The following is a 21,792-nucleotide window of genomic DNA, read 5'->3' as shown; positions in this document are numbered from 1 at the left end:
TCCCGTTGCCGCCTAATCTGATGCCGAAACTAATCTTTTAAAAATTCATTTCCATCGATTTTCATCCCCGATTCTTGCAGTGCTTGTCTTGTCTCAGGAGTCGCTAGTTGATAAATCATTTGGTATATCTCTTGCAAATCGTTGTCATATTCTTGGTTCTCAGGATCTTGATGGTATTGCATAAAAGGGATGTGGGAGCGGACGAACGTGCCCATCTCATCCTGTTGTATTTCATTAAATTTTTCTCTTAATAAAAAGACCTCTTCACCGGTTGCCTTAATCGTATAAGTAGCGTTGTTTCCATATGGAATTTGGGATATTTCTTTTGTTCCTATGTTCACATAATATTGTCGTTTTTCCATGTTGATCACCTCTGCCCATATTGTATGCATCCTAGGCTAAAACATGTACGACGCAATATTATATCATTTTTTAATAGAGACCGATCACCATGAAGCGCTTATCTAACATAACAAAAAGCCTCACACTCTTATTTGGAATGCAAGGCTTACTTCATTAACTTGTTAGGCTGGTTTGCTTTTGCGATTCTGCAATGGTCTCCTTAATTAGACAACGTCCACGTCCATGAGGAATACACATTGGTGTTCCAAACATGGGATCATAAACAACATCTGCCTTCATTTGGAAGACTTCATGTATGAGGTTGCAATTAACTATCTCTTCTGGTTTACCATGAGCAAAAATCTGTTTATCTTTAATAGCTACTACTTGATGAGCATAACGACACGCCATATTAAGATCATGCAGCACCATCACAATCGTGCTATTACGTTTCTCATTCAACTCAAATAATAAATCCAATATCTCTATCTGATGTGTCATATCTAAGTAAGTCGTTGGTTCATCAAGCAGAATCGTATCCGTACCTTGTGCCAAGGTCATCGCAATCCAAGCCCGTTGCCTTTGACCACCTGACAGAGAATCGACATCTCTATCTCGCAAATGATCCATATTGGTTGATTGTAACGCCTCTTCTACAGCTTCTTCATCTTCTTTTGACCAACGTTTAAACATCTGTTTATGCGGATGACGCCCTTGCTTTACCAAATCCTCTACCGTTAAACCTTCTGGGCTTGTCGGACCTTGGGGCAAAATAGCTAATTGCTTGGCTACATCTTTCGTTGGTATACTCGCAATAGCATCTCCATTTAAAACAATACTACCTGTCTTTGGTTTCAATAATCGTGCCAAAGAGCGCAGCAAGGTTGATTTGCCACAGCCGTTCCCACCAATAAATACCGTTATTTCACCCTTCGGAATCGTTATATCTAAGTCATCAATAATGACATCATCGCCATATCCCAGCGTCAAATCTTTCGCTACTAACGTCTCCATGCGAACTACCCCTTTCAACAACATGGGTCAGGTTCTTACTATTTGTTGTTTAAATTAAAATAATCTCTTTCTCTAAGTTTAGGGCTTTTTTTCTTTCCTGTCAATATTGATAATCAATCTCATTAAGATTAATTAAACTGGAGAAATATTTTATTCTATTGTAATTTATAACGTTGCAACTTCTTGGTCGCATTGCGTGGAAGATGTTTCCGAAAATAAATCTGTTTAGGCACCTTAAATGTTGCTAGTTGTTGTTCACAGTGAGCCTGCAATGCATTTTCAGTAATAGCTGGGTCACTTACTACCACATAAGCTACAGGTACTTTACCCCATTTTGCATCCGTTCTGCCTGTTACACCTGCCTCAACTACACCAGCAAACGCCAGCAAAACGGCCTCGATCTCAGCAGGGTAAATATTCTCTCCTCCCGAAATAATCAAGTCACTTCTTCGATCAACCACAAATAAAAAACCTTCCTCATCCAAAAAGCCCAGGTCTCCCGTATAAAACCAGCCATCATGAAAGACAGCTTGATTGCTCGCATCTGCTTGGTAATAACCTGGCGTAATCATCGGTCCCTGAACAGCAATCTCTCCAACTTGTTTTGCAGGCAACGCTTTGTGACCATCTCTAATCTGTAAAGAAGCTGAAAAAAGCGGCTTACCTGCTGAACCAAGCTTTCGTAATGCCTCTGTTTCATGCAGCGTGACAACCTGTGAACTGGTTTCTGTCATACCATAGGTTTGGATCACAGGTACCTGTTTCTGCTCTGCCTTTTTTAATAAAGGCTCTGGCGCTGATCCGCCACCTAAAAGCATGCAGCGAAACGTCTCTGGGTATTGCTCATCCCCGAGACGTTCTAATAATCGCGCACAGGTCAGCGCAACCACGGAAATCATCGTCACTCTTTGGTGCATAATAGCTTGATGTACCTGCTCTTCATCAAAGCGTTCCAGTAAATAAACAGGCATGCCATAGATCACACTTTTAAACAAAATAGACAAACCGCCAATATGAAATAAAGGAAGACAGGCCAGCCACTTATCATCGGTTGTTAATCCAAGGTTGAGTACCGAGGCAATCGCGCTTGCCCAATGATTGCCGTAGGAATGCTGAACGGCTTTAGCCCTGCCTGTTGTACCTGAAGTAAACATCATGGAACAGATCGCTTCTTCCTTCATCGTTTCTTTTACTGTCCCTGGCAGTGCCGATAATTCTTTCACCATTGCAAAAGTTACCACCGCGACTGGTAAGCTTTCCGCCTGTTTCCGAAACGATTCGGAAGTAATTATGGTAGAGACATGGGCATCTTCACATTGTTTTTTCCATTCAGCGTTTGTTAATTTGGTATTTAAAAAAACGACCGGTGTCTGCAAATAGGTACAAGCCCATAAAGCCACCACCATATCTACTGAATTATGAGATAGAATCGCTACTTGCTGCTTGATGTCTAGTCGAGCTAAATGTTCAGCAAAAGACAGTGCTCGCTCCCGTAAAACTCGAAAAGAAAGCCGTTGTCCATCTGCTAATTCTAATGCCGTTTGTTCTGGTGTTAATAATGCTCTTTTTGTCAGCCAATGCTCCATACTGCTCCCCCTTATTAAAAGATGGCATCATCACCTTTATCATATGATGTAGTATTTTTGAAACATGCACTTAATGAAAAGAAGATCAACACCTTTACAGCATTGACCTTCTTCTCACTTACGGAAAACGCGGAAACTGTTTAAAGTCCGGCTTGCGCTTTTCTTTAAAGGCATCGCGGCCTTCTTTGGCTTCATCCGTTGTATAATACAACAAGGTGGCATCTCCGCCCATTTGCTGCAAACCAGCCAATCCATCGGTATCTGCATTGAATGATGCCTTAAGAAAACGAAGGGCAGTTGGTGATTTTTCCAACATTTCAGAACACCATTGGATCGTTTCCTCTTCCAATTGCTCCAAAGGTACGACCGTGTTAACAAGTCCCATATCTAACGCCTCTTGTGCGTTGTATTGCCGACATAAATACCAAATTTCACGCGCCTTTTTATGGCCGACGATTCTAGCTAATAAACCAGCGCCATATCCTGCATCAAAGCTGCCTACCTTTGGCCCTGTTTGCCCAAAGATAGCGTTATCTGCCGCAATCGTTAAATCACAAACGACATGCAATACATGACCTCCACCGATGGCATAGCCTGCAACCATTGCCACTACTGGTTTAGGGATGACACGGATTAAACGCTGTAAATCGAGGACATTTAAACGTGGTACCTCATCATCCCCCACGTAACCTCCATGACCGCGCACTTTCTGATCTCCCCCAGAACAAAAAGCCTTATCCCCTGCACCAGTTAAGACAATCACACCAATGCTTGAATCATCACGTGCGTATGTAAATGCCTCAATTAGTTCATTCACAGTTTGCGGACGAAAGGCATTGCGCACCTCTGGTCGATTAATCGTAATCTTAGCAATTCCATCGTATGTTTCATATAAAATATCTTCGAATGTATGAGCTGTTACCCAATCTACTGTCATTTCCTTACCTCCTTTGGTTAATAAAGTGAAACTTCATTCAGTGGGCCTTTCGCTGAATGTTAGTTGAGCCAATCGGGCCGTTACTGGCTGTTTGGATTCCATCCTCTTCCCTCATACCTTCACTGATTCTTGTAGTGGAAGCCTTACAGCCAGTTACACTGCGATAAAGTGAAACTTCATTCAGTGGGCCTTTCGCTGAATGTTAGTTGAGCTAATCGGGCCGTTACTGGCTGTTTGGATTCCATTCTCTTCCCTCATACCTTCACTGATTCTTGTAGTGGAAGCCTTACAGCCAGTTACACTGCGATAAAGTGAAACTTCATTCAGTGGGCCTTTCGCTGAATGTTAGTTGAGCCAATCGGGCCGTTACTGGCTGTTTGGATTCCATTCTCTTCCCTCATACCTTCACTGATTCTTGTAGTGGAAGCCTTACAGCCAGTTACACTGCGAAAAACTCTTTTACCATTGTACCAAAAAACACCGCTTGTTCCACGTGAACTGCATGTCCCGCTCTTTTTACGACTTGAAAGGAACTATTAGGCAATCGCTCGTGCATTTGTTGGTTAATCATGATAAACTTTTGATCCCACTCCCCTGTTATTAAAAAAACTGGCAGTTCTAATTCTGGCAAGTACGACCAGCAAGAAGGCATCGTACCTGTTCCCATTGTTTCGAGAGAAGTAGCCAGACCTGACCTGGATTGCGCCAGTCGTTCTTCCCTTACTTGCTGCTTTTTCTCTGCACTTAACGATTTTTGCGATGCAAACAAAGCAATATTTTCCCATTTGTCGACAAACGTCTGTAAGGGATGCTGACGGATGTATGCTGCCAGCTCTTGATCCTTCTGCTTTCTTTGTTGACGCTCCTCCCTATCCTGCAGCCCAGGTGAGGCACTCTCTAACACGAGTGATTTTATCATGCCTGGAAAATAGGAAGCAAAAAGCAGCGCCGTACGCCCTCCCATAGAGTAGCCTACCAAATGAAAGCTTGTAATTTGTAATTCCATCAACACCTGCTGCAAATCATGACAGCATGCCTGCAGGGAATCCACCTTTGCCGTTGATTTGCCATGCCCTGGCAAATCAATAAGGATCAACTCGTATCCAGGCAAGTATTCTCGGATAAATGACCATGTTTGAACAGAACCTGTAAAGCCATGGAAGAAGACAATTGGATCCCCATCCCCGATACGCTCTACCCAATATTGGTTAATCAACATATGGATTGTCCTCTATAACCTGCAAAACAGTTCTTTCAATCGTTTGCCATTTTTCCATGTGCCATGCTGCATTCTCATCTCGATCCGTATTCACTTCGATCAATGATACCCCATTTGTTTGATAACTAGCTGCTAACGCTTGATTAAGTTCTCCCCCATCGTTCACACGCTGATAAGATGATAATTGATACAATGCTGCAGCATACTGGATATCTACCTGTTGTGGTGTACCAAATAGTAACTCATAGTCATCCTTATTTCCCTGCTGCGCCTGCGGTAAAAAGGAAAAGATTCCACCGCCTTGGTTATTGATCAAAACAATCGTCACATTCAGCGGATATCTTTTTGCCAACAACAGTCCATTTATGCTGTGTAAAAAGGAGATATCGCCAATAATGAGTGTCACTCGTTTCCCTGTGGTTCCCATCCCTAAGGCAGTAGACACTACACCATCGATACCATTTGCGCCTCGATTGGCAGCGATAACCACATCCTTATCTGTATTGTGCCAAAAAGTATCTACATCACGTACGGGCATACTGTTGCCAACAAAAAGATTACTATCTTTTGGAATCACCTCTTGGATCACATGTATAACTGTTCCTTCTGTTAATTCCTCTTGGTTATCAAGCAGAACCTGTTTGGCGGTATGATTTAACTTTTGCCAAAAAGCTAACCAGCGATCCCCTTGTTCTCGCGGTATTTCTGCTAATTGTAATGCGATATCAACGGGATTCCCCTGCACATAACGCGCCTGTTTCAGCACTGGGTTGCGGTAACTAAAAGCCTCATCAACAATCATTTGCTCTATTTCTTGTTCCTGTAATAACTGCAATATTGATTTGGCAACCGGCATCGCACCAAAACGAATGATCACATCCACCCCGATTCGCTTTCTCACGGCAGGCCTTTTTAAGATACTATCAAAACAATCCATGACAACCCTTTTTTCCGTATTGATGCGTGCGGAGGATAAGACATCTGCCAATACAGGTATATCCCAAGCTTCACCCAATCGTAACACGGCTTCAGCTAGACCTTCCGTTTGATGAGGTCCAATCACTAATACCACTCGTTGTTTTGCCATAAGATACTGTTTGATATCCTGCAAGGCTTCCACAGTTAATTGCGTATGTGTCGATGGATAATGCCGTGCTTCTTCATATGGCATTTCTGTTGGCACGACCTGTTGAAAATCTGGAATCAATGGCTCTCTAAATGGAAAATTGAGATGTACCGGTCCTTGTAATGGAGCCAAGGCTGTTTGAACGGCTCGATCTGCATGATGACACGCATATCGAAGCAATTGTTCAGAATCTTCCGGCAAAGCCATCTCATGAAATGCTTTCACGTAATCCCCAAATAATTTGATCTGATCAATCGATTGCGGTGCGCCAACCGCCCTTAATTCATGTGGCCGATCAGCGGTCAGGGCAATAAGCGGTATCCGTTGATGGCTTGCTTCGATAATAGCTGGAAAATAGTTGGCGGCAGCCGTACCAGATGAACAAACTAAAGCGACAGCCCGGTTGGTTTGCTTGGCAATACCCAAGGCAAAGAAGGCCGCCGATCGTTCATCAATATCCACCCAAATCTGGAACCGCCTGTCAGCAGCAAATGTTAAGGAAAGTGGCGTCGAACGCGAACCCGGTGAAATCACCACATCCCGTACACCAGATCGGTAGAGCTGTGCGACAAAGTTTCCTACATAAAAGGTCAGACTCGATGTATGATTCATTGCGATCCTCCTAAGGCATCCAACATAGGAGCAAATTTTATCGCTGTTTCTTGATATTCTAACCTTGCATCAGAATCACGCATCACACCACACCCAGCAAAAAGAGAGGCGTTTGTACCATCAACAAGTGCAGATCGAATCGCCACGGCAAACTCTCCATTAAATTGACTGTCGAACCAGCCAATTGGCGCGCCATACCAGCCTCTTTCTAATTGTTCAAATGTGCGGATAAATGCTAAAGACGTCTGGCGCGGGTACCCACATAACGCCGGTGTAGGATGCAATTTCTCAACTATCTCTAAAAGCGTGTACCCCTGCTTTAATGTTGCCTCTACCGGTGTATATAAATGCTGCAAGTTTCTCAATGGATATAATACCGGTTGATCTGGAATATGAACATAGGTGGCAAAAGAATGAACAGCTTGTCTGATCATGTCCACTACTAATTGGTGTTCCTGGAGATTCTTCTGATCTTGCAGTAATTGTTCACCAATTTCACGATCCTCTTGAATGGTAACGCCACGCGGCGCAGTACCTGCCAAACACGTTGAATAAACCTGATTGTTCTCTACCTTGACTAACCGTTCTGGGGTGGCACCTATGAAACAAGTACCCGCTTTTTCCCATGCAAATACATAATTATTCTTTTGCGTCTTTTTCAGATTTGTCAAGACTTCTCCCATATTACATGACTGTTCAAATTCAACTTGTAGCTCTCTTGCTAATACAATTTTATGAACTTCTTCTCTATCAATCTGTGCGGTAGCTTGTTCAACCATTTCTTTCCACTGCTGAGGGTCCACTTCATGTTTTAATACAATGTGATTCTCTTGTTGAGGGGCCTCCATGCGTTGTAGCAAATACTGTTTTTGACGCTGTAGCTGTTCCAATAATGCAGGCAAATCACTGTCTTGTTCTACATGCAAAGAAGTGGTTACAAAATACTGGTCTTGCTCAACAGTTAATAGAAAGGTGGGCACACGAAATTGACTTCCTGCAAACTCTTTCCATAAGGTTTGCAGCTGTTCTTCCCCATCAAAAGGAAAACCACCAAAGGCAATCGGCCCCGTTTTAAATTGTGCAAACGGGTTTTTAATATAACTTTGCTGTAATCCCTCTAACCATTGCTGCTTAATCTGCTGTGTAGAAGCCTGTCCATCTTGATAAGTCATCGCCTCACCGACACCAACAAATTCCAGCTCCTGATCAGCACTCGACCAAAAAATCCGATTGTCACTTAACCCTCTGCCTGTATGAAAGAACATAATAGGATCGATGGGATCCACCTGTTCCGTCACACTGACAAACGTTGGTGCAGCCTGTTTAATCGCTTGCTGCTGAGCAGACTGTAACACACCATCTATGTTTATGTCTTGCATTTCAATCATTGCTAACCCTCCAATATTATAGGGCATGTTCTCATAAACGCTATCCATTATATTATAAAATTACTCTTTTTGAAAGTCGCACTTTTTACCTTCCTTCCTAGTATAGCAAAAAATGTTCTGTTAAAGCTTGTTTATTGCTTCATCGCAAAGAAGTTTGAATTTTATGACATATCAATGGAATAAAGTGTGAAAACAATGACGACTATTTTAAAAGATAAGAAAGCATAGAATTCTGAGTATGATAGGATGTGGACCGATTTTGATCTTGAACGAATGGTGGTAGTTCAGTGGCTACTTTTAGTTATGCGTCAAGGACCGGACGAATTTGGCCCGGTTTTTCTTAACTGGATTTCACGAGATTTTGTCGTCATTTCTATATCATTTTTCTCATACACGATGTAACAATAGTTTGACACACCTTCAAGTATTCACTAAACTAATACTGTTACGGCATTTTTTTATAACTATTTAAGGGGATAGAACAATGGAAACAAACTCTACTGCAAATCATTTAAATGAGAAGCCTGGCTTCCATATATGGTGGAGGTTACTTCGTCCACATACTTTAACCGCTTCTTTCATCCCCGTCTTTGTTGGTACCATGCTGGCGATTCTTGATGGTCACTTTCAACCACTAGTTTTTTTAGCTATGTTGTTAGCTTCCATGCTTATTCAAGCAGCCACTAATATGTTTAATGAATACTACGATTTCGTACGTGGATTAGACAATGAACAATCTGTCGGCATTGGTGGAACCATTGTAAGAGATGGGATCAAACCGAAAGTAGTGAAACAGTTGGCGTTTACTTTTTTCGCTGTAGCTGTTTTATTAGGAGTTTATATCTGCTTGTTTTCTAGCTGGTGGATTGCATTGATTGGCGTCATATGTATGTTGATCGGTTATCTATATACGGGCGGACCTTTGCCAATTGCTTACACCCCTTTTGGCGAATTATTTTCTGGTTTTTTAATGGGGACGGTTATTATTGGAGTCAGTTATTTCATCCAATCCATGACAATGACGTGGGAAGTAGTATTTATCTCGATACCAATCGCTATTCTGATTGGTTGTATCCTACTTGCCAACAATATTCGAGATTTAGACGGCGACAAGGAAAACGGACGTAAAACACTCGCCATTTTGCTTGGGAGAAATCGTGCCATCTTTCTATTATCAAGCTTAATGCTAGTGAGTTATTGTCTCACCGCTTCCTTTATTTTCACTGGTCTGCTGCCAATATACAGTGCGATCAGCCTGCTTAGCATCTTACAGGCGCGGAAAGCGATTCGCCAATTCTTAGCCAATACAACGAATGTAGGCATGATACCCGCAATGGTTGCCGTTGCAAAAACAAACACGATGTACGGTGGATTAATTGGTGTTTCCTTGCTTATACAAATTGTTTTTCCATTATAAGGAGGAGCCCTAATGACATTGATGACAACTCTGGGGATGCGCACGATAACTGTAGACAAAAAGCAAGTTATCATCGAAATGCCTGTTACCGATAAGATTAAACAACCAGCTGGCTTTCTGCATGGCGGTGCAACTATCGCCTTAGCAGAAACTGCCGCAAGCCTTGGCGGGATGAAACATGTTGATCCCGAAACCGAATCGATAGTTGGAATAGAAATAAATTGTAATCATATCAAAGGAAAACAAGATGGTAAAATTATTGCAGAAGCTACGCCTATCCACATCGGCCGAATGACCATGATCTGGAGTATTACTGTTACCGATGAGAAGGACGAACGAATCGCGAGTGCGCGCTGTACTTTAGGCAGGATAACGAATGAATAATAAAACAGGCAGGAAGGGATAAAAGATACCCTTCACTGCCTGTTTTATTTGCGGATATACACAGTATTTGACGCTCTAAGTCTTTTGAATCCATTTTTCTAACTTACCAAACAAAAGCAAGAAAAGAATCCCAACTGCTATTCCCTTAATAAAATTAAACGGTAAAAATCCTATAAGTACAGTATGGAGTTTAACAGCTTGAGACATGGAATCCCACCCCATAAAAAGACTATATGCGGGTAGAAACAAGAAATAATTTGTTACGGCCATTCCAACTGCCATGAACACCGTACCAATTAATAATCCATGAATAACACTTCGTTTGGTTCGATGTTTCTTAAACATATATGCAACTGGCACTATAAATAATACCCCTGCCACGAAATTAGCAACCACACCAATTGGATCAGAAATCGCCGTAATTAATAAATATAATATATTTTTGATAGCAACGACTAGTACACCTGCCATTGGCGAAAAGATAACACCAGCAACCAATGCGGGTATATCACTGATATCGATCCTCAAGTAAGGAGGGAGAAACGGCAATGGAAAACTTAAAAACATCAGCACAACCGCTATCGTACCCATAATCGATAATACAATCAGACGGTAGAGATTTCCTGAGGTTGATTTCAATAGTATGACCCCCCTTTCTTTTCTTTGATGATTCGTAAAGACTCTTTATCTAGTATACTACAAACTGTTGATTGTTGGGCCTTAAAAATCTCTTATAAGTCAAGAGGATTTAAACTTTCTTTCCCTGTCATCGCCGCAATGGTATTCGTCACTAGTTCTATTTCCTCTTCTATATCTCGAATACTAACGGTTTCCACTGGTGAATGCATGTAACGTAATGGTAATGAGACCAGGCTAATAGGTACACCCTTACCAGTTAATCGCATTCTATCAGCATCTGTGCTCGTGTGACTGGATGTTAATTCATATTGTACATCCATGCCAAGCCTTTGTGCCGTTTGTTCTAATAGCTTATTAAATGGACGACTAATCGGTGCCCCCTTGGCAAGGACAGGTCCTCCTCCCAAGCGAATGTCACCAAATTTTTGCTTATCAGCACTTGGATAATCTGTAGCAAAAGTTACATCTAAGGCTACGGCCATATCCGGTTCAAGTCCAGCTGCCGCAAAATAGGCGCCACCCATATTCGTTTCCTCGTTGACGGTGCTTACTCCATATACGCCAATCTGAATATCTTGCTCATGCAGTCTTCGCATAATTTCAGCAACAATAAAGGCACCTGTTCGATTATCTAATCCCCGCCCCGATAAATAACGACCCATTAAGATCTCTGACTGCCTCCGGTACACTACCAGATCTCCGATTTGTATGGTGTCGATTATTTCTTCTTTGGACTCTGCTCCACAATCAATGAATAAATCATCGACCTCAAAGCCACCCTTGCTGCCGCCATGATGTTGGGCATTTACGCCAATCACACCTGAAATCGATTGGGTCTCGCCAAGAATCTCCACTTTCATGCCGATGGCCGCTTTAGGATTGATCCCCCCCATTTTGTCTACATATACAAAACCATTCTCATCGATTCGATTAACGACAAAAGCAATCTCATCACAATGACCTGCTAATAACAAATGAAAATCAGCCTGTTCGTTTTTGACGGCGATCACATTTCCAGCATTATCTGTCCGAATCTCGTCTACGTATGGTTTCACATAATCGATCCATTTCCGCTGAATATTCATTTCAAGGCTGGACGGTGAGGGTGTATGTAATAACTCCTGTAAAAAGTTTATGTTTAGTTGACTCATGCTAACTCTTCCTCCTTTTTGCTCCAAACGTCTGCGCTAGTTCAAGAAATACCCTGTTATTATTATAGCAGAGTATTTCAATAAACAGCTACTAATTCAGACGCTTAGGAAAGCAGTGTCTCCATATTGTTTAATACAACTTTGGCATGCTCTACATATTTTGATGGAATGTCCCCATCTTTGTCTATAGGTGTTTGAAATTGGTTAAAGGATGCTTGCAATACCCCACTTTCTGCCGTCGAATCATTATCATTTTGATAGCGGTGAGTTAAAATAAACGGTGAATCGATAACAATCACAGCATCTTGCTCCACCTCTCCCCGTATTGCACGGAATGGGATACGCAAAAAGTGATAACCGTCATCGTTGGCTAGTTTATAATCAAACGAACCGTGCTGATAATCCCAGGATCCTCCTAATGAAAAACCTTGACCCTCTAAAATACCCTTTGCTTTTTGATAGTCAAATGTACGGTCTGTAACAGTGGATTCTAATGGAAACAATGGAATTCCTCCTTTGTCCTTACAATCTCCGTTTATCGAAATATCATACGCACAAACGTTGATTTTTCGTAACCATTTCCCTTGTTCCGTCTTAAAAAGGAACATTGCCTAATTAGCAAACCATGGTACTTCTCACTTTCAGAAAAAAGGAGGAGAGAGGCAACACATTAGCACTATAAAAAAATGGAAGATGAATGATGTGAAGTAGAACCACTTTTATTAGCAGTGAGTTTGACTGGTTTTTTATGCTAGGCAAACACTTCGCTTTGGGAATATGCTGCATTTGAACAGTCTGTAAGGATGTTATGGACTGGGGAAAGCTAATCCGGTTCCTAAGATATCAAGGATTGTATACTTTTTCATAAAAAAGCCCCATAAGTCATCACCTATGGGGCTTCGTTGCATGCTATTATAAACGCTTTTCTAGTTCTTCTTTTTCTTCTTCAAATCCTGGTTTACCAAGCAAGGCAAACATATTCTTTTTGTATGCCTCTACCCCTGGCTGATCAAATGGATTTACTCCCAATAGATAGCCACTGATGGCACACGCTTTTTCAAAGAAATAGACGATGTAACCAAATGTATAAGCGTCCAACTTAGGTACATGCACTAATAAGTTTGGCACTTGACCATCCGTGTGAGCCAACAACGTACCTTGGAAGGCCTTCTCATTAACGAAGTCGATCGTCTCTCCAGCTAAATAGTTAAGCCCATCTAAGTCTTGCTGCTCTTTTTCAATTGTGATATTGGACTTCGGTTCTTCCACATGAAGTACCGTTTCAAAAATATCACGACGGCCCTCCTGTACATACTGGCCCAATGAGTGTAAATCGGTTGAGAAGTTGGCAGAAGATGGGTAAATTCCTTTAAAATCTTTGCCTTCACTTTCGCCAAATAATTGCTTCCACCATTCTGCAAAATATTGCAAGGACGGTTCATAATTAATCAGCATTTCGATTGTTTTCCCTTTATTGTAAAGGACATTACGTACGGCTGCGTACTGATATGCAGGGTTTTTCTCGATATCGGCCACATTCAATTCCTCCTGGGCCTTTTGCGCACCATTCATCATTGCTTCAATATCAACACCACTTGCTGCAATTGGTAATAGTCCAACGGCGGTTAAAACAGAATAACGACCACCCACATCATCTGGAATGACGAAACTTTCATAGCCTTCTTCATTCGCAAGTGTCTTTAACGCACCTTTTGCCTTATCTGTAGTGGCATAGATCCGTTTCCTTGCTTCTTCCACTCCGTATTTTTCTTCTAAGAACTTACGGAAAATTCGGAAGGCAATTGCCGGTTCAGTGGTTGTCCCACTCTTGGAAATAACATTAACAGAAACGTCTTTTCCTTCCAATAAATCAAATAAATCATTAAGATATGGCGCACTGATACTGTTACCAACGAAAAATACCTGTGGGGTTTTACGTTGATCTTTGGACAGTTCATTATAAAAAGAATGGTTTAACATTTCTAATGCAGCACGCGCACCCAGATAAGAACCACCAATTCCAATTACTAACAAGATATCAGAATCGGATTTGATTTTCTCTGCGGACTTTTGGATACGGGCAAATTCTTCTTTATCATAATCGGTCGGCAAGTCTACCCAACCCAAGAAATCGTTGCCTGCACCCGTTTTATTATGTACCATTTCATGTGCCAATTTTACAGGTTCTTTTAAATACGTTAATTCATGTTCCCCGAAAAAGCTAAGTGCTTTTTCATAATCAAAACGAATATGTGTCATGATATATAACCCTCCAATATTTTATCGTCTCCCTTTAATGTACCGAATCCTGTTCGTTAAATCAAGCTATCTACTAGGATAATGACAATTTTTTTATCATTATGACTGTTTTTATCAGCAATTAACAGAAATGTTGTATAATTTTTCTGCATATCCATACAATAACAGCGCATAATGGGAAAACCCACTGCATGTTTATCAAACTAATCAAGCCGTTCATGCTTCCACTTAGAACTGAAATGTTTATTGATGGAAGTCTTACGGCTTACACTTTGAAAAATAAAGAAAGGAGGACCATCATGAAAAAATTAGCCTTAATTCTTATTATTGTCGGTGCGATTAACTGGGGATTAATTGGTCTATTTCAATACGATTTAGTAGCGTCTCTGTTTGGAGGCGGAAGTCAAGCTGGGATGATTTCGCGGATTATTTACACGATTGTCGGAATCGCAGGATTAGCAAGTATTGCCTTTCTATTTAAAAATGAACAACGGCAAACGGCTTAATCTCCATCAACCCACCTGTTAACAGTCAGGTGGGTTGATGTTGCTTATTCTGATTGTTTAATCCATTCTTGCAGCTTGTCCTTTAAAGTATGAAAGCCATGTTCGCCTTCTTTATCTGCAATCACACTTTCTTTTTTTAATTGATCCTCAATCGCTCGAATCGATAGCGCCAATTTATTCTCCTTATTGTCCATTTCAATTATTTTTACTTTAATGGTTTCGCCCTCTTGTATATATGCATGAATATCTTTGACAAAACCATTCGTTACTTCAGATATATGGATCAATCCCTGTGTGTCCTGATCGATAGAAACAAAGGCTCCATATGGCTGTACGCCTGTCACTATACCTTCTACTATATCTCCGACTTGATATTTAACGGTCACCATTTACACCCCTCTCTTCTATTTATAGCCGCTTCTTCTTTTTTTAAACAACGAATAATGTTAACATACTATACATAAAATGCCTAATCCCAAGCACTGACACATTCAAAAAAGCAGAAACTTAGGCTGAGTTGCTGGAAGTATTACCAGGTAAAACCAGTGAGGATATTCTTCTTTTCTAGGCAGACTTCCTTATGATATAATGCAAAACGATTGAATCTTTTTAGGAGGCGCAACATGACACTAAAGAAAGACTTTGAAGACATCCAAGATGAGTTATTCCAAATTCGCAAACAACTATTTGAAAACCCCGAATTAGGGGATCAAGAATACCAATCAATGAAATTGCTAGTTGATTATCTACGTTCCTATGATTTTGATGTAGAAACCGGGATTGTGCAACGACCAACGGCTTTTCGAGCAGAATTCTCCAGTGATAAACCTGGACCAACCATTGCCTATCTAGCAGAATACGATGCCTTACCAAGCATCGGACATGGCTGTGGCCATAATTTAATTGCCACTTTCGCGGTTGGAGCTGGCGTTATGCTCCGTAAACAGATTGAAGAAATTGGCGGAAAAGTAGTGGTGCTTGGTACACCAGCGGAGGAAACCAATGGTGCTAAGGTGCCGATGAGTGAACAAGGCACGTTCGATGATATTGATGTAGCAATGATGGTGCACGGGGCAGATATTTCTTCTGAAAGTGGACCAATGTTGGCGATGGATGCTCTTCAGTTCGCCTATCAAGGACAAGCAGCCCATGCAGCAGCGGCACCCGAACAAGGGATTAATGCATTAGATGCCGTCATTCAATTATTTAATGGCATCAATGCATTGCGACAACATGTCCCTTCCGATGTAAAAATGCATGGTATTATTACCAAAGGCGGTGAAGCTGCTGGAATCGTTCCGGCAGAAGCCGTGGCACAATTTTATATTCGTGCCAATCAGCGGGAGGTATTAGATGACGTTGTTACCAAGGTAAAACGTATTGCGGAAGGTGCCTCTTCAATGACAGGAGCTGATTTGACGATATCAAATTATGAATTAAGCTATGATAATATGGTAACTAACCAACCCCTGTCCGCTGCGTTTACCAAACATCTAAAGACATACAGCGCCAATCCTGTCTACCCTGCAGTACCAGCAACGGGATCAGCGGATATGGGAAATGTCAGCAAGGTAGTACCTGCGATCCACCCTTTTGTCGGCCTGAATGAACCCGGGCTTGTGTTTCACACCAAGGAGTTCGCTGATAAAACGATGACTCCTGATGGCGAAGCAGCAATTCATGACGCAGTACTTTCCTTAGCTCACACTGGTTACGATATTATCGCCAATAAAGATTTACTACATGCGATTAAAGAGGCGTTTAACCGCCAATCATAAGGTATACACCCATCGTAACAGGTAGTTTATGTTTGAAAGGGTAAACTACCTGTTTCTTTTCGAAAAAATGCAATAGTGAACCACCCAAGGAGGAGTAAGAAAATGAGTGATGGCCATGCACCATCTACTGAAAACAAAATTAAAAAGAAATTTACATTCCCCCATGTATTTGTCCTATTATTTGGACTTATTATTCTAACGTCCTTATTAACCTATATCATACCTGCGGGAGAATTTGAACGTGAAATGAATGAACAAGGAAGAACGGTTGTGATTGATGGAACGTATCAAGCAGTCAGCTCCAACCCGACCGGATTTTTTGGCATTTTTGAGGCCGTTCATAAAGGAATGGTTCAAGGTGCCGAGATTATCTTCTTTATTTTTATTGTGGGCGGGGCATTTGGTATTTTGAGTGCTACCCAAGCCATCGAAACAGGATTTGCCAGTGTAGCAACCAAATTAGCCAGCAAAGAAGTTTATCTGATCCCCATTGTCATGCTATTGTTCGCTCTGGGCGGCGGAACTTTTGGCATGTCAGAAGAAACCATACCGTTTATCATGATCTTGGTTCCACTGGCGCTGAAACTAGGTTTTGATTCTTTGGTCGGTGCAGGAATGGTGATTATCGGATCCTGCATAGGTTTTACCGCTTCCTTTATGAACCCATTTACAATTGGTGTAGCTCAAGGAATTGCAGAACTACCACAATTCTCAGGTATGGGAGTACGCTTTATCATATGGATCATTTTTGTTTCTATTAGTATTATTTTTGTCATGCTTTATGCAAAAAAGATCAAAAAAAATCCTGAAAAAAGCTCAATGTATAAAATCGATCAGCAGCGAACGATCACGGAAACATTCCCAGAGCACGAAACAAGGCTAACAACGAGACAATGGATCATTATTGGATTATTAATTGCTTCTATCATCATGTTAGCCCTTGGCGTTATCTACTTTCATTGGTATATCATGGAGATCGCCTCTCTCTTCTTAGTGATGGGCGTATTCGCTGGATTTATCGGTCGCTTACGTGTCAATCAAATTGCCGAAGCGTTTATTAATGGCTGTAAAGACCTGATAGTCGGAGCATTAGTGGTTGGTTTTGCCTTCGGGATCCTCGTTGTACTCGAAGAAAGCAAGACAATTGACACGATCTTATTCACCGCCTCCAACCTGGTTAGTCAGCTTCCTACCACGTTTTCAGCCATGGGGATCTATCTGATGCAGAGCTTTATTAACTTTTTCGTCCCATCTGGAAGTGGTCAAGCTGCCCTGACAATGCCGCTTGTGACACCATTATCGGATCTTACAGGTGTGAATCGTCAAACGGCCGTCATGGCGTTCCAGTTTGGCGACGGTATCTCGAACGCAATCACACCAACTGCCGGTGTACTAATGGCTTCTCTGGCCATCGCAAAAATACCATGGACCGTTTGGCTACGCTGGGTAATGCCCCTCCTTGTTTTGTTCTATATTCTCGGGGCTGTTACTCTAACGATTATCCATTTATTCGTGTGGCCGGCTTAAGCACACGAACATAGCAAATGAAATATTCTGCCAAAAAATGCGTATAAGTAGGTTTAGCATTTATGAAAATCGGGCATAGTATTAATGTGTAAGACTTTCTCGTATTCCCCTTAGATGGCAAAGCGTTTTTCCGCTTTGCTCTTTTTTTTGCATATTATCACCTAGATGCCGCATTGCATCGAAAGACTTTTTCCTCGACAAGTGATATGATGGAATAATGTATAGGATTTATACAAGTTAGGAGTGCAGGATGAAATGACTTTTTCGTTTGAAAACAAAATTGAAAGACGAAATACACGAGCCGCAAAATGGGATTTGATAAAGACATTATATGGCGCAGACGACGTGCTGCCCATGTGGGTAGCCGATATGGACTTCGAAGTTCCGCCAGCAGTAAAAGATGCCTTAGTTAAACGAGCACAACACGGTGTATTCGGTTATACAATTACCGACTCGGCATTAGATCAAACCGTAAGTAACTGGCTGGCAGAACGTCATGATTGGCAGATTAAAAAACAAGATATCATGTACAGCCCTGGTGTCATTACCACCTTACAGATGGCCATGCAAACTTTTACAGAGAAGGGTGATAAGGTACTAATCCAAACACCGGTTTATCCTCCTTTTTATGACATAGTGGAGAAACACGAACGAACACTTGTCAAAAATCAATTACGTTTAAATAATCAACACTATGAAATCGATTTTGACGATTTTGAAAAGCAATTAAAACAAGGAGTTAAGGCCTTCATCTTATGTAACCCGCATAATCCGGTAGGACGGGTTTGGACTAAAGAGGAATTAACAAAGATGGTAAACTTGTGTAAACAATACCATGTCATGATTTTTTCCGATGAAATACATGCTGATCTTGTCTTTTCCCCAAACAAGCATATTCCGACGGCTACAGTGGATAATGATATGCAGGGCAATATTATCACCTGTATGTCCCCGACAAAAACCTTTAATCTAGCAGGACTTCAAGCTTCGTTTGTGATTGTCTCAGATAAACAAAAAAGGACGGAATTAGAGAAGATGTTCCATAAACAAGGGGCCAACCATATCAATACCATGGGGGTAACTGCACTTGATGCCGCCTATACTAACGGTAGCGAATGGCTTGATCAACTACTTGTGCAGCTGCAAACCAATATTGATCACGTAATAGAGGTATTTCAGGAACGATCCGATGTGAACGTTTTTCAGCCTGAGGGAACCTATCTGATCTGGTTTGATTTTCGATCATTACAACTGGATCAAGATCAATTAAAGGATTTCTTGCAGAAAGAGGCGAAAGTTGGACTCAATGATGGCGCTTCTTTCGGAGAAGAAGGCAATGGCTTTATGCGTATGAATGTAGCTTGTCCGCTTTCCGTTGTACAAGAAGGAACATCGCGTATTATCTATGCACTGGAAGCACGAAAATAAAGAGGAGTGAGGGAATTCCCTCACTCCTCTTTATTATTCGTCTCAGTTGGATCCGTGGCCTCTTCCTCCGGCTGATTTTTCAAGGTGATTTCTCCACAGACAATACGTGCTCCTGAGTTACCTCCAGGCTGGGAAACACCGTCATCTTGATCAGCATGGATAATAATCGATGTACCATCCTCCCTTAGCAGAGAGTTATTTCCATCCATTAATGTCGCTCCAGGTAAATCGAATTCTACATCCGCAGTGCCATCCTGCCCTGCTTCAAGGTTAGGCATATCACCTAAGTGGGCACCATCTGGATTCATCAACCCGTGCTCCTTCCCTTCCGGATTAAAATGATTGCCCGCACTTTCGAAATCTGGCCCTTCACATTTGGCATATTCATGAATATGAACACCATGCAAACCTGGTTCCAGTCCCTCTACCTTTATTTGTACTGCTACATTATCTTCTAACTCATTAAATCTGGCCGTTCCTACCGCGTCCTTATCTGCATTATATAAGCGAACTTCTAGTGGTGAACGTTCATTTTCTTGGCACGCTGTTAGCAATACGATCATTATCACAAACATAATCAGCCTGATTCGCATCATTATTCGCCTCTCTTCTTCATTATCCATCCTTTATTATGGACGGACCGAAGCGATTCTAATCATGCCGATCCATATCTTGATACTCTTGCTCAAATTTCTGCTGTTCTTTTTTTGCCGCTTTCTTGATCAGTGACATGGTCACTATTGCTCCTGTCACAAAAATGATCAAGGTGATGACAGCAGGTATATACAAACTTTTATCCTCGGGAAAATAGAGAAATTCCATCATAGTTATCACGTTCCTTTGTAAACAAGCATTATACCATTCATTGTATCACATATCGACAAAGGATACCTTAGAAAAATGACGTTGAACAAGATAACCAGAGCGATCAAGGTCAAAATAGTTTCAAATCTTATGATATCAAGGATTTATACTTTCAAATAAGAAAAAACGTGTGATAAGCAAGTCTTTGCTCGCATAATTTTCTGATAATACCTTGTTTGATCCATTCGTGTAAATGGATCAAGAGCACCTATCCAATCAATGAAACAAATCCTATTATACCAAGGATTGGATTACATGCTTTACTTACAAAAAAACAAGGGCTTGGATCAGCCCCTGTTCTATTTGTCAAACTGTTCTGCAATGGTTGCTGCGATCCCTTCCATGGCATGTTCTTCATCATTACCATCGACGGTAATTCTCACATCGGCACCTTGTGGTACACCTAGTGACATAACCCCCATGATTGATTTTAAGTTAACTGTTTTTCCATTATAATGTAATTCAATGTGTGATTCATATTGACCAGCTTTATTCACAAGTAATGTAGCTGGCCTTGCGTGAATTCCAGTGTCGCTTTCGATATGAAACGATTGCTCCTTCATATTGCACTTCCTCCTCCAGTATACTTAATGATAGCGCTTTCTTTCCAAAAGATGAATCAGCTCACAAGAAAGCAAACTCCCTTTTGTTAATATAAAAAAGCTTACTACTCCCATTATATACGATAATGAGAAAATTAGAAACAAAATCACCTTCTTTATTGGTACAAATTCCATATCTTTCACATCTCTTACGCTTCTGTTTGTAATTATCGGGACTTTGTGATAATTTTTATTTATGGAAGTTACCGTTACTCGTGTTTCTATCCCTACAATAACCATTATGAAGGAGGTTCTATCCCAATGAGTGTACATATTGGAGCAAAACAAGGAGAAATTGCTGATACTATTTTACTGCCTGGCGATCCGCTTCGTGCAAAATATATTGCAGAAAAATTCCTGGAGAATGTAAACTGCTACAATGAAGTTCGCGGCATGTATGGTTACACTGGTACCTATAAAGGCCAAAAAATCTCTGTACAAGGAACAGGGATGGGCGTTCCGTCTATCTCCATCTATGTCAATGAATTAATCCAAAGCTATGATGTCAAAAACTTGATTCGGGTCGGAAGCTGTGGGGCAATTCAAAAAGATGTCAAGGTTCGGGATGTTATTCTAGCAAGCACCTCTTCTACCGATTCGCAAATGAATCGCATGGTTTTCGGCGGTATTGATTATGCGCCGACCGCTTCTTTTGATTTGCTGAAAAAGGCATATGATACGGGCACAGATAAAGGGCTTGCCTTAAGAGTCGGGAATGTGTTTACAAGTGATAGTTTTTATCGTGATAATATGAAAGAAATGCTCGCTCTATTGGATCAATATAATGTGCTGGCGATCGAAATGGAAACCACTGCCTTGTATACCTTAGCAGCTAAATTTAATCGACAGGCACTCTCTGTCCTAACCGTATCGGACCACATTATTACAGGTGAAGAAACAACAGCCGAAGAACGACAAACAACCTTTAACGACATGATTGAGGTGTCATTAGAAGCAGCTATTAAATAAGTAAATGGTCTCTGCAAGCAACGACCAGCTCAATTTATGAATGA

At 41.3% G+C, this 21,792-nt stretch carries 22 protein-coding genes; 7 read left to right on the top strand and 15 right to left on the bottom strand.

All coding sequences use genetic code 11. The annotated features are described in order from the left end of the window. Window positions 1-29: 29 nt before the first annotated feature. The 7 genes from E0E32_RS10835 to E0E32_RS10805 all read right to left on the bottom strand — a co-directional run bounded on the left by E0E32_RS10835 (window position 30) and on the right by E0E32_RS10805 (window position 8,224). The gene (locus E0E32_RS10835) at window positions 30-362 is read right to left on the bottom strand and encodes a hydrolase (protein WP_066192629.1); all 333 of its coding nucleotides are present in this window, start codon (window positions 360-362) and stop codon (window positions 30-32) included. Between the two features lie 154 nt (window positions 363-516). Beyond that, a complete protein-coding gene (locus E0E32_RS10830) occupies window positions 517-1,356 on the bottom strand; it encodes an ABC transporter ATP-binding protein (protein ID WP_066192627.1) in 840 nt (279 codons plus the stop codon). 155 nt (window positions 1,357-1,511) lie between these two features. Further along, window positions 1,512-2,942: an o-succinylbenzoate--CoA ligase gene (locus E0E32_RS10825; protein ID WP_130859760.1), complete on the bottom strand. Its 1,431-nt coding sequence runs from the start codon at window positions 2,940-2,942 to the stop codon at window positions 1,512-1,514. Window positions 2,943-3,060: 118 nt separating this feature from the next. After that, complete coding sequence (gene menB / locus E0E32_RS10820; protein WP_066192623.1) at window positions 3,061-3,879, bottom strand: 1,4-dihydroxy-2-naphthoyl-CoA synthase; 819 nt, start codon at window positions 3,877-3,879, stop codon at window positions 3,061-3,063. A 439-nt stretch (window positions 3,880-4,318) separates the two neighbouring features. Next, entirely contained in the window at window positions 4,319-5,098 is a 780-nt protein-coding gene (gene menH / locus E0E32_RS10815) for a 2-succinyl-6-hydroxy-2,4-cyclohexadiene-1-carboxylate synthase (protein ID WP_130859759.1), read from the bottom strand. Beyond that, the gene (gene menD, locus E0E32_RS10810) at window positions 5,088-6,836 is read right to left on the bottom strand and encodes a 2-succinyl-5-enolpyruvyl-6-hydroxy-3-cyclohexene-1-carboxylic-acid synthase (protein ID WP_130859758.1); all 1,749 of its coding nucleotides are present in this window, start codon (window positions 6,834-6,836) and stop codon (window positions 5,088-5,090) included. The genes menH and menD overlap by 11 nt, the downstream gene beginning before the upstream one ends. After that, window positions 6,833-8,224, bottom strand: coding sequence for an isochorismate synthase (locus E0E32_RS10805; protein WP_066192619.1), 1,392 nt, complete (start codon window positions 8,222-8,224; stop codon window positions 6,833-6,835). Before E0E32_RS10805 ends, menD begins: the two co-directional genes overlap by 4 nt. 484 nt (window positions 8,225-8,708) lie before the next feature. On the opposite strand from E0E32_RS10805, the gene E0E32_RS10800 reads away from it, so the two are divergent. Further along, window positions 8,709-9,641 (top strand): 1,4-dihydroxy-2-naphthoate polyprenyltransferase, encoded by a 933-nt coding sequence (locus tag E0E32_RS10800; RefSeq protein ID WP_130859757.1) that lies wholly within the window; start codon window positions 8,709-8,711, stop codon window positions 9,639-9,641. Between the two features lie 12 nt (window positions 9,642-9,653). Continuing rightward, window positions 9,654-10,025: a PaaI family thioesterase gene (locus E0E32_RS10795; RefSeq protein WP_130859756.1), complete on the top strand. Its 372-nt coding sequence runs from the start codon at window positions 9,654-9,656 to the stop codon at window positions 10,023-10,025. Between the two features lie 75 nt (window positions 10,026-10,100). On the opposite strand, the gene E0E32_RS10790 is transcribed toward E0E32_RS10795, so the two are convergent. The 4 genes from E0E32_RS10790 to E0E32_RS10775 all read right to left on the bottom strand — a co-directional run bounded on the left by E0E32_RS10790 (window position 10,101) and on the right by E0E32_RS10775 (window position 14,074). Next, window positions 10,101-10,664, bottom strand: a complete 564-nt coding sequence (locus E0E32_RS10790; protein ID WP_066192613.1) for an ECF transporter S component — start codon at window positions 10,662-10,664, stop codon at window positions 10,101-10,103. A 92-nt stretch (window positions 10,665-10,756) separates the two neighbouring features. Beyond that, window positions 10,757-11,815, bottom strand: coding sequence for a M20/M25/M40 family metallo-hydrolase (locus tag E0E32_RS10785; RefSeq protein WP_066192611.1), 1,059 nt, complete (start codon window positions 11,813-11,815; stop codon window positions 10,757-10,759). Window positions 11,816-11,919: 104 nt separating this feature from the next. Continuing rightward, entirely contained in the window at window positions 11,920-12,318 is a 399-nt protein-coding gene (locus tag E0E32_RS10780) for a YugN family protein (RefSeq protein ID WP_066192609.1), read from the bottom strand. 409 nt (window positions 12,319-12,727) lie between these two features. Beyond that, a complete protein-coding gene (locus E0E32_RS10775; RefSeq protein ID WP_066192607.1) occupies window positions 12,728-14,074 on the bottom strand; it encodes a glucose-6-phosphate isomerase in 1,347 nt (448 codons plus the stop codon). Window positions 14,075-14,373: 299 nt separating this feature from the next. On the opposite strand from E0E32_RS10775, the gene E0E32_RS10770 reads away from it, so the two are divergent. Next, window positions 14,374-14,580, top strand: coding sequence for a DUF378 domain-containing protein (locus E0E32_RS10770; protein ID WP_066192605.1), 207 nt, complete (start codon window positions 14,374-14,376; stop codon window positions 14,578-14,580). A gap of 44 nt (window positions 14,581-14,624) precedes the next feature. Here E0E32_RS10770 and yugI read toward each other — a convergent pair whose 3' ends face one another. After that, on the bottom strand, window positions 14,625-14,969 hold the full coding sequence (yugI, locus tag E0E32_RS10765) for a S1 domain-containing post-transcriptional regulator GSP13 (protein ID WP_066192603.1): 345 nt from the start codon (window positions 14,967-14,969) through the stop codon (window positions 14,625-14,627). Window positions 14,970-15,203: 234 nt separating this feature from the next. On the opposite strand from yugI, the gene E0E32_RS10760 reads away from it, so the two are divergent. The 3 genes from E0E32_RS10760 (at window position 15,204) to E0E32_RS10750 (ending at window position 19,313) form a co-directional block, all read left to right on the top strand. Further along, window positions 15,204-16,358 (top strand): M20 family metallopeptidase, encoded by a 1,155-nt coding sequence (locus E0E32_RS10760; protein ID WP_130859755.1) that lies wholly within the window; start codon window positions 15,204-15,206, stop codon window positions 16,356-16,358. 102 nt (window positions 16,359-16,460) lie between these two features. Further along, window positions 16,461-17,885, top strand: coding sequence for a YfcC family protein (locus E0E32_RS10755; RefSeq protein ID WP_130859754.1), 1,425 nt, complete (start codon window positions 16,461-16,463; stop codon window positions 17,883-17,885). Between the two features lie 255 nt (window positions 17,886-18,140). Beyond that, complete coding sequence (locus tag E0E32_RS10750; protein ID WP_130859753.1) at window positions 18,141-19,313, top strand: MalY/PatB family protein; 1,173 nt, start codon at window positions 18,141-18,143, stop codon at window positions 19,311-19,313. A 20-nt stretch (window positions 19,314-19,333) separates the two neighbouring features. Here E0E32_RS10750 and E0E32_RS10745 read toward each other — a convergent pair whose 3' ends face one another. The 3 genes from E0E32_RS10745 to E0E32_RS10740 all read right to left on the bottom strand — a co-directional run bounded on the left by E0E32_RS10745 (window position 19,334) and on the right by E0E32_RS10740 (window position 20,740). Further along, a complete protein-coding gene (locus tag E0E32_RS10745; RefSeq protein WP_286171877.1) occupies window positions 19,334-19,936 on the bottom strand; it encodes a superoxide dismutase family protein in 603 nt (200 codons plus the stop codon). 28 nt (window positions 19,937-19,964) lie between these two features. Continuing rightward, complete coding sequence (locus E0E32_RS22225) at window positions 19,965-20,147, bottom strand: hypothetical protein (protein WP_165444992.1); 183 nt, start codon at window positions 20,145-20,147, stop codon at window positions 19,965-19,967. 329 nt (window positions 20,148-20,476) lie between these two features. Continuing rightward, window positions 20,477-20,740, bottom strand: coding sequence for a phosphocarrier protein HPr (locus E0E32_RS10740; protein ID WP_066192591.1), 264 nt, complete (start codon window positions 20,738-20,740; stop codon window positions 20,477-20,479). 300 nt (window positions 20,741-21,040) lie between these two features. On the opposite strand from E0E32_RS10740, the gene deoD reads away from it, so the two are divergent. Next, a complete protein-coding gene (gene deoD / locus E0E32_RS10735; protein ID WP_066192589.1) occupies window positions 21,041-21,748 on the top strand; it encodes a purine-nucleoside phosphorylase in 708 nt (235 codons plus the stop codon). The last annotated feature ends 44 nt before the right edge of the window (window positions 21,749-21,792 follow it).

The sequence above is a fragment of the Gracilibacillus phocaeensis genome (genome assembly GCF_900626275.1).
Taxonomy (GTDB): Bacteria; Bacillota; Bacilli; order Bacillales; family Amphibacillaceae; genus Gracilibacillus; species Gracilibacillus timonensis.
This window is presented reverse-complemented; position numbering and strand designations above follow the sequence as displayed.

Bases quoted from the DNA above. Each gene is read 5' to 3' on its own strand.
- E0E32_RS10775 (WP_066192607.1), bottom strand. From the start codon at position 14,074: ATGACACATATTCGTTTTGATTATGAAAAAGCACTTAGCTTTTTCGGG.
- E0E32_RS10800 (WP_130859757.1), top strand. From the start codon at position 8,709: ATGGAAACAAACTCTACTGCAAATCATTTAAATGAGAAGCCTGGCTTC.
- menB (WP_066192623.1), bottom strand. From the start codon at position 3,879: ATGACAGTAGATTGGGTAACAGCTCATACATTCGAAGATATTTTATAT.
- E0E32_RS10805 (WP_066192619.1), bottom strand. From the start codon at position 8,224: ATGATTGAAATGCAAGACATAAACATAGATGGTGTGTTACAGTCTGCT.
- E0E32_RS10825 (WP_130859760.1), bottom strand. From the start codon at position 2,942: ATGGAGCATTGGCTGACAAAAAGAGCATTATTAACACCAGAACAAACG.
- E0E32_RS10770 (WP_066192605.1), top strand. From the start codon at position 14,374: ATGAAAAAATTAGCCTTAATTCTTATTATTGTCGGTGCGATTAACTGG.
- E0E32_RS10795 (WP_130859756.1), top strand. From the start codon at position 9,654: ATGACATTGATGACAACTCTGGGGATGCGCACGATAACTGTAGACAAA.
- menD (WP_130859758.1), bottom strand. From the start codon at position 6,836: ATGAATCATACATCGAGTCTGACCTTTTATGTAGGAAACTTTGTCGCA.
- E0E32_RS10760 (WP_130859755.1), top strand. From the start codon at position 15,204: ATGACACTAAAGAAAGACTTTGAAGACATCCAAGATGAGTTATTCCAA.
- yugI (WP_066192603.1), bottom strand. From the start codon at position 14,969: ATGGTGACCGTTAAATATCAAGTCGGAGATATAGTAGAAGGTATAGTG.
- E0E32_RS10830 (WP_066192627.1), bottom strand. From the start codon at position 1,356: ATGGAGACGTTAGTAGCGAAAGATTTGACGCTGGGATATGGCGATGAT.
- E0E32_RS10835 (WP_066192629.1), bottom strand. From the start codon at position 362: ATGGAAAAACGACAATATTATGTGAACATAGGAACAAAAGAAATATCC.
- E0E32_RS10745 (WP_286171877.1), bottom strand. From the start codon at position 19,936: ATGGATAATGAAGAAGAGAGGCGAATAATGATGCGAATCAGGCTGATT.
- deoD (WP_066192589.1), top strand. From the start codon at position 21,041: ATGAGTGTACATATTGGAGCAAAACAAGGAGAAATTGCTGATACTATT.
- E0E32_RS10755 (WP_130859754.1), top strand. From the start codon at position 16,461: ATGAGTGATGGCCATGCACCATCTACTGAAAACAAAATTAAAAAGAAA.
- E0E32_RS10750 (WP_130859753.1), top strand. From the start codon at position 18,141: ATGACTTTTTCGTTTGAAAACAAAATTGAAAGACGAAATACACGAGCC.
- menH (WP_130859759.1), bottom strand. From the start codon at position 5,098: ATGTTGATTAACCAATATTGGGTAGAGCGTATCGGGGATGGGGATCCA.
- E0E32_RS10785 (WP_066192611.1), bottom strand. From the start codon at position 11,815: ATGAGTCAACTAAACATAAACTTTTTACAGGAGTTATTACATACACCC.
- E0E32_RS10740 (WP_066192591.1), bottom strand. From the start codon at position 20,740: ATGAAGGAGCAATCGTTTCATATCGAAAGCGACACTGGAATTCACGCA.